Below are 11,497 nucleotides of genomic sequence, written 5' to 3' on the forward strand. Positions count from 1 at the left end.
TTTAAATTAAAAGCTCAACGACATACCTAAGGTATAACGTCGCTCTTGTACCCAAAGTGATTGAAATTGATTTTCAAACTGTGCATAGGATTTACGGTCTTCTGAGGTCAAGTTAGTGCCACTCAAAGAGAAGCTAACATGCTCATTTACCCAATAATTAATTTGCGCATCCAAATAACCTATGGACTCATTCCAATTGCCCAAGTTGAGCGGCACACCGTTAGTATTAAGTCCAACACGACCAATATATTCTTCACTGCGCCAGTTATAGGCCACCCGCATATTCAAACCATCTTTGTCGTACCATAAAATGGCATTGGACTGATGTTTAGAGTTAGAAGGTAAAGGTAGGGCATTACCTTCTACGTCAATATCAGGTGATTCACTGTCTGAATAGGTGTAGTTAAATTCAACCCCTAAAGAACTCAATATGGGATTTTCAAAGAAGGTAAAAGGTTGTTTGTAGCCAATTTCTAAACCCATCAAATCAGAGGCGTTTACGTTACCTGTGGTCCACACGTTAACAGTTCTACCGCGGTTGATTCCATCAGCGTCGGCAAAATTACGTTGCTCTTGATAGCTAGCGACAGCGCTTTCTACATCAATTAAAAACATGCCAATGCCGATAATCGAATTCTCAGCAAAATACCACTCTACAGAACTGTTATAGACAGTGGCGCGCCAAGGTTTCATATCAGGATTACCGTTATCGCTGCCACCACCTGAGCAACCCACTAGCGCATCACGTAATTGGCCGCTGCCATCACGTACCTTAACGGGAAAACCATCAGCTGCGGTTTTAACACATTGCTGATACCACAAAACCAAACCCGAACCGAGATTTTCAAGATTATTACGGGTCATATTTTTAGATACACCTAAACGTAATATCACTTCATCACTTGGGAAAAAGTTTAAGTTTAGTGAGGGCAAAACGTCAGTAAAAGAACGGTCAACGGTTTCGGTATCAGACACAAAGGCAATTTTCTGCCAAGGCTGTGAACCAGCGCCCACAGAATTATTACGATCTAGTACCGCAGGGATCACCGCTTTGGTAATTTCTCTGTCAGTACGTACTACACGAACCCCTATATCACCTTGCACTGGAATACCAAAAAACACTTCATCATTAGCGAAGTTGGCTTGTAAAAACGCTGAAGTAGAGGTTTCTTTCACAGCATAAGTAAACCCCGGATCTTCTATGGTTTTAGTACCAGGATAAAGGGTATTAAGAAAGTCTAAGGGACTATCCCAATTATTGGGATCAAGCGACGACACCCCATTTTCAAAACCTGTAATCGGACCAAAATCAGTAAATACATCAGTGTCTCTTACACTAAAACCATTATCGATATAATCATCTTGAGCAGTTAAGTTGGCATCTTCTAACTCATAGTAAAAATCGCGCCATTCAGGGTATTTTTGCCACACTTCGTTACCCGGTAGCAACTTATAACGCTTGTCTTCTGGCACGGTTGCATCATTCCAGGTTGAATAACGTCCCGTAGGAGTAGCATAGAAAAACTTGGTATGGTCAGCTTGACGTACACCACGGCGCAGTCCGCCATCAACTGACTGGATAAAATTGTTACTGTTGAGGAAATAGGTTACGTCGGCGCGCAGCACATCAAGATCAGCTTCAGTATTACTCCCATCCCCAGCGGCCTGATATTTTCTTAGATAAGAGGCTTTTGACAGGTCATTGGCAATAGGATCATAAGCAAAGCTTGGCACGTCGCCACGATAATCCACTACTACATCATAAACATTGATAGGATCATGTCCTGAAATCCCGTCTTCATCAACCCATAACCAAGCAGGCGTACCTTGGTTTAAAGTGGCTGTACGATATTGTTTTTCAGCATGGGCATAAACATAACGAATTGACGCTTCAATATTGTCGTGATTGTTATAGTCCAATTGCAGATTAGAATTAATCGCCGCAGTATGATTAATAGTATTGTTAGAATTAGTTTGAAAATCTCGAGAATTAATATGGGCCACTTGCACTGTGTGTATGGTTTTTGTTTGGGTATTACCGTCAGCATCCACATAATTAATATCCGCGCCTGGTGAGGTAATGGTGCCCTCTTTAACCAAGACGTTATACAGATTTTCTTGCTCTTGCGGACCATTATTAATAGAGATGGAGTTAATACTGGATTGACCATTAAAATTAATGTTTACCCCACGATCATACTGATCCATCTGGGTGTAAAACACATCACCACTTAATTTAAAATTATCCGTTAATTGCACTTCAATACCAAGGGCACCGCCACTGCGTTTACGCTCCATAAAATTACTACGAACGCCAAAATTGCCTGGTACCATGTACCAGTCATTCACTAAATCCCCATCGTTATCCAAATCGAGAGGATCACCCGGTTGGCCACCTTGTGAGTCTAAAAATGCCAAACGGTTATCGTCCCACATCTGGTAGTTTGCCGCGTTTGACTCAGAGTCAAACAAACCCGCCGTAAAGCCAAACTTCCCGCCGTTATAACCAACAAAGGCATTTATATTATGATCAATACGGGTTGTGACCGTTCTATCACTGTGCACTTCTTCTTTTGTCAGGTCACCCTGAGAGCCTTCCATTCTCAGATTTCCTGTCCAGCCTTTTTTAAGGGTTAAGGCATTAGCGGTTTTTAAATCAACTAAGCCAGAAATACCACCGGACAAAGCTTTTGCATTAATGGATTTATATACATCCACCCCAGTGATCATACTGGCCGGAATATCCCCGTAATTGGCGCCCACATCGGTGATGGTCCATGGGCTTAAAAATTGTTCCCCGTTAAGGGTAGTTAATACCTGAGGCATACCCCGAATATTCAATGACGTCGCCTCATTCGCTTCACGTTTAACCTGGACTCCAGATATACGCGAAAGCGAATCAGCAATAGTCGCGTCAGGCAGTTTACCGATGTCTTCCGCTACAATCGAGTCAACAATAGTGGCGGCAACCCGTTTTAAATCAATCGCTGCAGCTTGTGAACTACGAATACCTTTAACTTCGATCACTTCCGTCGAATCATCTAACGGAAGTGTATTGGCATCGGATTCTTGGGCCAATACTGCACCATGGATCAGTGCACAACTCACGGCCAAGGCAATGGTTTTTACTTGTGTTTTCAATTTACTCTTTATAAACATTAGGAAGGGTCCCTGTTTTTATTTTTAAGCAACAATTGGCCTTACAACCTAAACCCCAAAATAAATGGAGACTTATTTGCCATGAGCCGCATTTTTCATCATTCACCACATGTTACCGGTTACAACTTTATTTACAAAAGTGACTGAGCCGAGAAACGTAATTTAACAAAAAGTTTACAGTAACCGGTTTCAAAGTTACAACTGCTGATTTAAAACATTTAGCAAAAAAACTTAAAATAATCCATATCTATTTGATTTTAATGTTAATTTTTTACTAATTAAGATTTTAATTTAGACTTTTAACCACAATAAAAATGTAACTAAAAAAAGAATATGTAACAAATAGCGAGAAATACTCTTATTTCACCTACATATTTGGGCAGCATAAAAGCTGCCCACAGACTTTATAGCTACCTTTTAGGGCTCAAACGCAGGATCAATGTATCGTGAGCGTCAATTTGTTGTTGCAACATGGTTTGGCTATCAGCCAATTCTTGCCCACTCCATAGGTTTTTAATTTGGTACACCTGTTGCGAAAACTCTGCAACACGCTGGGATAAATCATCAATTACCTTTTCATTTTTCCAATCAAATGTGAACGGAGAGGCTTTGTCACCTCGGTTTAAAATAGCCATAGCCCAATCGCCCTTCTGCAGGGGTTTAAACCATATTTGTAGAGAGGTGTCTTGAAAATTATCAGCATAAATAAACCCTTGGATACCTAATGGATCTTGATCAACAGTAATCACTTCTTGGTTGTTTAAAATAGCCAAAGTTTCAGCACTCATCGACCGCAGATCATTCCCTGCAATCAATGGTGCAGCTAACATGGCCCACATGGCAAAATGCGAGCGGTCTTCTGCCTGATTCATGCCATTGCCTACTTCCATCATATCCGGATCATTCCAATGTCCAGGACCGGCATACTTGCGCAGGCCTTTTTGCATATCGAGAATTTTTAACACCCCCCAAGAAGACCATGTACCATGGTTGTATTCACAATCAAAACAAGGGTAGATGTCACCCGTGGTACGCCATAAATGGCCAATATCTTGAGCCCATTCCCATGGCTTGTTATCACCCCACTCACACAGGCTAAATACCATAGGACGACCAGCTTGATGGATGGCTTCGCGCATAGTAAGGTACGCGCCTTCGGCTTTTAAACCTTCGGTATTGCACCAATCATATTTGAGATAATCAATACCCCAACTGGCATATTGCTTGGCGTCTTGAAACTCATAACCCCGACTGCCCGGATGACCACCACAGGTTTGCCAACCCGCATCTGAATACAAGCCCAACTTTAAACCTTTACTGTGCACATAATTCGCCAGCGCTTTCATGCCTGAGGGAAAGCGAGTTTTATCCACTTGAATATTACCCTGTGCATCACGTTCACCGTGCCAGCAATCGTCAATATTAATGTACTCATAACCCGCTGTTTGCATACCATTTTTGACCATAGTATCGGCAATTTCTTTGATTAGATTTTCATTAATATCGCAGGCAAAGGTATTCCAACTATTCCAGCCCATAGGAGGAGTCAACGCTAGACCTTCAAATTTTTTGGCTAGTGACGCAGCGCTAGCCAATAAACAACAAAGCAAAATTGCATACCTCAGTAACATTCTTTATTCCTCTTTAGGTAAATAAGTGCGTTTTATTAGTGAACCATTAAAAAGTAACCGGTTTCAATAAATGTTACGCAGAATGTAAATGAAATGCTAGCGACAAAAAGCCATTGTTGCAGTTTAAGCCATGCAAAAATCATTAAACTTAGCTTTTTAGGTATTTTGTAGTGAAACAAATGCTAACTTGTTAATTAATTGCATAACAAAATAAAATCTGACAATTGATTTTAAACACACAAAAGGGCATGCTTGCAGACTAACTGTAACCGGTTACCATTCAATTTTTTGGCTTTAAATTATCTTAAGCTGGCAGAAAGTGGTGACTTCAAAAAATCCAAGAGTAATTAAATTTATGTCTAACACCCGTCTGACGTTTGCGGTTTTACTGAGCAGTATCATCCTACTGTTCTCCTGCTCCCCCGCCCCACAAGTAGAGGGTAAACCACCGGCTACCGAATTTGTTAGGGTAAAAGATGGGCAATTCTACTTAGGTGATAAAAATTATGTCTTTGTTGGCACCAATTTTTGGCATGCCGGATATTTGGGATTAGACAACTACCCTGGTAACCGTGAGCAACTAAAGCGTGAATTAGACTTACTTAAATCCCGCGGCATTACTAATTTACGTGTACTAGCAATGGCAGAAGCAAGCAACTTAAAAATGGCCCTGCGTCCCGCCATTCAAAGCAAATTAGCTGAACTTGACCAAGACTTGCTAGTAGGTCTGGATTTTTTACTGGTAGAAATGGCCAAACGCGATATGCAGGCCGTATTGTTTTTAAATAACTTCTGGCAATGGTCTGGCGGTATGTCCCAATATGTCTCATGGCTGACCGGCGAAGAAGTGTTTGATCCTGACGTGACCGGAGATTGGAACGGTTTCATGCAAAACTCAGCACGTTTTTATCATATGCCTGAAGCACAACAACATTATCAAAATGTAATAAAACAAGTAATTACCCGCGTAAACACTATCAATGGTCTTGCGTATAACCAAGATCCCACCATTATGACCTGGGAATTGGCCAATGAACCTCGTCCAGGCAGTGATCAGGATGGCCGCATTAATGTTGCAGCTTATATTAAATGGATTGATCAAAGTGCTCAGTTTATTCATGCATTGGCACCTCATCAGTTAGTTACTACGGGCAGTGAGGGAATTATGGGCTCGATTCGAGATCCAGACGTGTTTTTACAAGCCCATAAAATGCCCAGTATTGACTACGCTACTTTTCATTTGTGGCTAAAGAATTGGGGCTGGTTTAATGTTAAACAACCTGAAGAAACCTATGCCAGCGGCTTAGCCTCGGCCCTTGACTATATCGACCAACATCTCGTATTAGCTAAACAACTTAACAAACCCATGGTATTAGAGGAATTTGGTGTCGAACGTGACAATGGTGACTTTTCCCGTGACTCAACGACTCAATGGAGAGATGCCTTATTAACTAGTATCTACGAACACTGGTATCAAGCCGCTAACGCTGGAGAATATGCAGCAGGCAGTAACTTTTGGGCTTGGAGTGGTGAAGCAACGACCTCGCGTAAAGACTTTATCTGGCAAAGTGGTGATATGTTTTTTGGCGATCCACCCCAAGAGCCACAGGGTCTAAATTCAGTATTTGACACTGATAGCTCAACCTTAGATCTTATTCAAAAACACGCGCAAGACATGAAATCATTGGTAGTTCAAGACGAGACTCATTAGGATGCCAACAATGAATAAAATCAGCCTCTGGGCCAACATCATTTTTATCGGTCTGTTATGTAGTTGCACAGCAGACAATAAGCCAAAACACGATGTAAGCAGCATCGAAAAACACGAGTCTACGATGCCACAAAAGCTAAAAATGGCCACCATCTTTACTGATCATATGGTATTGCAACGCCACAAAACCATAGTGATTTGGGGCCAAGTATCAGCCGGTGAAAACCTCACAGTTAGCCTGCTAAAAGAGCAACAAGTTATTGTGTCCCAGCAAACCCAGGCCGCTCACTCAGGTCAGTGGCAAGTCAGTTTGCCTGCACAACCTGCAGGTGGACCTTTCACAATAAGTGTTAGCCAAGGCGATAATACCCAGCTAATTAAAGACGTATTAATTGGTGATATATGGTTAGCCTCCGGCCAGTCTAATATGGAATGGAATTTGGCAGGTAATACGACCAATTGGCAACAAGAAGTAGCCGATAGTGACTTTCCCAACATACGTTTTTTAAAAGTTGAAAAAAAGTACTCCGCCACAGCGCAAAATGATGTGGCAAGCTCAGGCTGGAAAATAGCCAGTCCGGCTACCAGTGGCGACTTTTCTGCCGTAGCCTGGCATTTTGCCAAGCGTTATCATCAACATAGCGGTATTCCTGTGGCAATCATTGACAGTACGTGGGGCGGTACTCCTGCCGAAGCGTGGACTTCAATTAATGCCTTACAAACGATCAATGGTTATCAAACAGATGCCAGCGACATGTTACAAAATGCGCAACAATGGCAACAAGAATTCAAACACAATGACCAGTTAGAACAGCAAAAATGGCAGTTAGTTGACAGTCTTCTTGCCTATGCAGATGGCAAGATCTTGCAGATCGATTTTGATGACAGTCAGTGGAGCAAAACAACCTTACCTACCACGGCAAATAGTCCTTTAAGTCATATCGTTTGGGCTAGAAAACATTTTCAACTCAGTACTCAGCCACAAAGTGTAAAATTGGATATTGGTGAATTAAATCAAATTGGCCGGGTATTTATTAATGGCCAACAGGTTTATACAGAAAGTTGGCAAGACACCACTAAAGAGCAAGAGATACCAGCAGAACTATTACATCCCGGTGACAACATTATCGTGATCCGAGCCGTCAATAGCTGGGATAACAAGGTATTAATTGGCAAAAAGGAGGATTTTTACTTACAACTCGATGAAAACAAGCTTGATCTAAGTGGCCAATGGTTAGTGTCTAACGAGGTCGAGCCTAAAATGCCTGACGTGAAGTTTTATAACTGGAAACCCGGTGTATTGTTTAACGCCATGATCCACCCTCTCATCAACTACCCCATTGCTGGAGTGATCTGGTATCAAGGTGAAAACAACGTAGGGACTAATGCCTTATACAGCGAGTTGTTTAAAGGACTTATTAACGATTGGCGTGCCCAGTGGCAACAGCCAGAGTTGCCCTTTTTGTTTGTGCAATTAGCCAGTTATTTGCAAGCCAAAGATCAGCCAGTTAACAGTGATTGGGCGCTATTACGCGAAGCTCAAACTTCTGCCTTAACCCTCCCCAATACAGGTATGGCAGTCACTATCGATATCGGTAATGCCGATGATATTCATCCGCGTAACAAGGCTGATGTGGGTGAGCGCTTGTGGCGTGCTGCTCAGCATATAGTTTTGCAGGAGGATGTCAGTTACTCAGGTCCAAGCATTGAAAAGGTCGAAGCCAAAAACCTTGCAGGTAAAAACGTATTGGTGTTGTCATATCAACATATCGATGGTGGTTTGACGGTTGCAGGTGACAAACTACTTGGTTTTGCAATAGCGGGCTCTGATGGCAAGTTTGTTAATGCAGACGCTAAAATTGAAGGTGATACTGTGATTGTTAGTGCCAGCAAAGTAAAACAACCTGTGTCAGTGAGGTATGCCTGGGCCGATAACAGTCCAGCAAATTTATATAATGCAGCCCATTTACCGGCTATACCCTTTCGTTTGACATTAGCCAATTAAAAACCTAAACATGCCACTAAGCCAATAAAATAGGCTTAGTGGCAAACTTCAGTGCATCGCCCCAATTGGTCTTACCCTTATTAATTAAATTACCTTATGCTAATTGTCTATCATAAATGCCAAAGCAACGAGTTAAGCAAATGAAACAAGCTAGGGTCCTATTTTTGTCTCACGGCGGCGGACCGATGCCATTATTAGGGGACGCCGGGCATCAAGACATGCTGGAATGTTTAACCAAAATAACAAAAAAGTTACCAACCCCTTCTTCCATTCTGGTGATCAGTGCTCACTGGGAAGAAGACAAGCCCACCATCACTAGTGCTCCTCAGTCTTCTTTGATTTATGACTATTACGGTTTCCCAGCAGAATCTTATACCATTAGCTACCCTTGCCCCGGTGAACCTAACTTAGCCAATCAAATTCATGAATCCTTTGCTCAGGCAGGCATATCATCGCGTTTAGATGCAAAACGCGGTCTTGATCACGGGGTGTTTGTGCCGTTAAGCATCATGTACCCACAAGCAAATATACCGTGTGTGCAATTGTCCTTAGTAAACAATCTTGACTCCGCTGAACACCTCAAAATAGGAACAGCGTTACAGCAAGTAGACTATGACAACTTGTTAGTCATTGGTTCGGGGTTTTCTTTTCATAACATGCGGGCTTTTTTTGCCCCCGAAAACGAGGAATCCAAAAATAAGAACGTAGCGTTTGAATCGTGGTTATTGGACACTTGCTCGAACCCAGAGATAAATGAAGCGCAAAGAACACAACAGTTACTTAATTGGCAACAAGCCCCATTTGCACGTTATTGCCATCCAAGAGAAGAGCATTTATTGCCATTACATGTATGTTATGGACTGGCACATTCGGCATGTACAGAGGCGTTTGAATTAAAGATCTTAAACAAAAAAGCCAGTATGTATCTTTGGTAAAACAACGATTAATTTACCTTAGCGTTTATCTAATTGTCTTCATTAAGTTATTCGTTAACAGATATTGAATTATCTATTCAAATCATAGTTGAAGGTATAGAATCAGCGCCGACTGCAGATGTGGTGGGATTGGTAGACACGCTAGCTTCAGGTGCTAGTGGCTTAACGGCCGTGGGAGTTCGAGTCTCCCCATCTGCACCAACTATTTACTTGTTGATAAATATAAATAATATTTATCATAAGAATACTCCATTCCGATAAAATCAATTTATCCCTTTGTTTAAAAAATATTTTTTAGTTCCACTCCATTCGTATTAGTTAAAAACTAACAAAAGCGTTTTAACCACAGAGAGAAAAACTGGAATTATAAACAGGAAAAGGTGCAACTCCTTAGCTGAGTAATTGAGTTGATCTCAATATAGATAGGCCGTTTTGAGCGATCAACGGTCATTCGACCTACCTCAACCGAACGGCTGCTATACCCAAGAAAGCGGACGTAGCTATATTTTGCGTTTACATCCGCTTATAGCGATTTTCAGTTTTACAAATAAGGTCTGTTGGCTACCTCAAAAACGAGCAAAGGGGTATTTAGCATTAATATTATATTATTGAATACTTAGCTTTAAAATGTCATTTTTGAGAGAAAGCGGTTAGTTATCTTACCTGAAAAGGTAGTTTAAAACCATAGGACTTTTCATTGAAGTGTAAAAAAATGGTGATAGGTTTCTATCAACTTCATTTTTAGTCATTTCATTTAAAGGGAATTATCTTGAAAAAATCACTGATTTTCATTTTATTACTTAGCTTGTTGTTGAGCAGATTTAGCTTGGCGCAAAATGTACTTTCCGACACAGAGACTTTTGCACATCAAGATTGTTTCTCAGGTACTTTAGTTGAATATGATTCTTGGTTAGCCATGATGACCAAGGGTAATAAACGCAAAGCGAAAACACCTGAGGAGCTAGAGAAACGTTTATCCAAATTTAAAGAAATGTTTCCTAGAGAAAATTTTGATAAATATAAAGAATCGATAGAATGCACTATGACCTGGTCAACCTAAAACGACCACCCCAGTTAAGCTACTTTTTGTAATTCATTGTTTTGTCTTTCAAAGTCATTAGGGCTTTGGTAATCCAAATACGAATGAAGTCTATGGCTGTTGTACCACATGGTTATGTAATTCAAGATATCTTGTTGGGCGCTAAATCGTGTTGGATAATTGCGCCAATGTACCCGCTCTTGCTTTAGGCTCCCGAAGAAACTTTCTGCTACAGCATTATCCCAACAACACCCTTTTTTACTCATGCTGCCTACAAAACCATGTGTCTTGATAAGGCGACGATAAGCGTTACTGGCGTATTGCACGCCTTGGTCTGAATGCACAATCAATCCTGTTTTTGGTTGTCGTTGCCATATCGCCATGGTTAATGCATCACACACTAAGCTGGCCTTCATTCTTGAACTCATACTCCAACCCACTACTTTGCGTGAATATAAATCAATCACCACCGCCAAATATAACCAACCCTCTGATGTCCAAATATAAGTGATATCTTGTACATAAGCTTGGTCAGGCTTTCGTGCGACAAAGTCTTGTTTAAGCTCATTGGCGTAAATAGGCTTTTTATGGTCGCTGTTGGTGGTGGCTTTATATTTCTTTTTGTACCGCACCCACACGCCCGCTTCTTTCATCAATTGCGCTGTTTTCCTGCGACTCACGGGAAAACTCAGTGTATTCAATACCTTTTGAATGCGTCGTTCGCCATAGGTGTTGTCGCTGAACTTGGCGATATCCTTTACCCACTCCAACATCTCTTGATGCGTCAGGTCATCAGGTTTATCCGTTTGACGCTTCTGGTAACTATAATAATTGTGACTTTGTACACCCAGTAATCTGCACATTAGTCGCACAGGCCAGGTCTTCTTATATCGGGTAATAAACGAATATTTCACTTCGTTTCTTTGGCAAAGAAGACCGTTGAGGATTCAAGTCATCAAAGCAACAGTTATACTAAAATACTGAATTGCATGAGGATATTGAATGAAACGGTTAAAA

At 41.3% G+C, this 11,497-nt stretch carries 6 protein-coding genes, 1 tRNA gene and 1 pseudogene; 5 read left to right on the forward strand and 3 right to left on the reverse strand.

Features of this window, described 5'->3' with window-relative positions:
• Nucleotides 1–6: 6 nt before the first annotated feature.
• Together ACEN2L_RS19620 and ACEN2L_RS19625 are read right to left on the reverse strand one after the other, a co-directional pair.
• Nucleotides 7–3,141 carry a TonB-dependent receptor gene (locus ACEN2L_RS19620; RefSeq protein ID WP_441745808.1) on the reverse strand — a complete coding sequence of 1,045 codons (3,135 nt, stop codon included), beginning with the start codon at nucleotides 3,139–3,141 and terminating at the stop codon, nucleotides 7–9.
• A gap of 428 nt (nucleotides 3,142–3,569) precedes the next feature.
• Complete coding sequence (locus tag ACEN2L_RS19625) at nucleotides 3,570–4,790, reverse strand: glycoside hydrolase family 27 protein (protein ID WP_441745809.1); 1,221 nt, start codon at nucleotides 4,788–4,790, stop codon at nucleotides 3,570–3,572.
• A 355-nt stretch (nucleotides 4,791–5,145) separates the two neighbouring features.
• On the opposite strand from ACEN2L_RS19625, the gene ACEN2L_RS19630 reads away from it, so the two are divergent.
• From ACEN2L_RS19630 to ACEN2L_RS19650, 5 genes are all read left to right on the forward strand, one after another.
• Nucleotides 5,146–6,501 carry a glycoside hydrolase 5 family protein gene (locus tag ACEN2L_RS19630; RefSeq protein WP_441745810.1) on the forward strand — a complete coding sequence of 452 codons (1,356 nt, stop codon included), beginning with the start codon at nucleotides 5,146–5,148 and terminating at the stop codon, nucleotides 6,499–6,501.
• Between the two features lie 10 nt (nucleotides 6,502–6,511).
• Nucleotides 6,512–8,506 (forward strand): sialate O-acetylesterase, encoded by a 1,995-nt coding sequence (locus ACEN2L_RS19635; RefSeq protein WP_441745811.1) that lies wholly within the window; start codon nucleotides 6,512–6,514, stop codon nucleotides 8,504–8,506.
• A gap of 140 nt (nucleotides 8,507–8,646) precedes the next feature.
• Nucleotides 8,647–9,441 (forward strand): DODA-type extradiol aromatic ring-opening family dioxygenase, encoded by a 795-nt coding sequence (locus tag ACEN2L_RS19640; protein WP_441745812.1) that lies wholly within the window; start codon nucleotides 8,647–8,649, stop codon nucleotides 9,439–9,441.
• Nucleotides 9,442–9,555: 114 nt separating this feature from the next.
• Nucleotides 9,556–9,642: transfer RNA gene (locus ACEN2L_RS19645), tRNA-Leu, on the forward strand.
• A gap of 568 nt (nucleotides 9,643–10,210) precedes the next feature.
• Nucleotides 10,211–10,501: a hypothetical protein gene (locus ACEN2L_RS19650; protein WP_441745813.1), complete on the forward strand. Its 291-nt coding sequence runs from the start codon at nucleotides 10,211–10,213 to the stop codon at nucleotides 10,499–10,501.
• A 14-nt stretch (nucleotides 10,502–10,515) separates the two neighbouring features.
• On the opposite strand, the pseudogene ACEN2L_RS19655 reads toward ACEN2L_RS19650, so the two are convergent.
• Nucleotides 10,516–11,421, reverse strand: a pseudogene (locus ACEN2L_RS19655) (IS3 family transposase); the annotation flags it as partial.
• Nucleotides 11,422–11,497: the final 76 nt, after the last annotated feature.

The organism is Flavobacterium sp. W21_SRS_FM6 (assembly GCF_052119645.1).
Taxonomy (GTDB): Bacteria; Pseudomonadota; Gammaproteobacteria; order Enterobacterales; family Alteromonadaceae; genus Paraglaciecola.

Excerpts from the sequence above, each read along its gene's own strand:
- ACEN2L_RS19640 (WP_441745812.1), top strand. The coding sequence starts at position 8,647 with ATGAAACAAGCTAGGGTCCTATTTTTGTCTCACGGCGGCGGACCGATG.
- ACEN2L_RS19635 (WP_441745811.1), top strand. The coding sequence starts at position 6,512 with ATGAATAAAATCAGCCTCTGGGCCAACATCATTTTTATCGGTCTGTTA.
- ACEN2L_RS19625 (WP_441745809.1), bottom strand. The coding sequence starts at position 4,790 with ATGTTACTGAGGTATGCAATTTTGCTTTGTTGTTTATTGGCTAGCGCT.
- ACEN2L_RS19630 (WP_441745810.1), top strand. The coding sequence starts at position 5,146 with ATGTCTAACACCCGTCTGACGTTTGCGGTTTTACTGAGCAGTATCATC.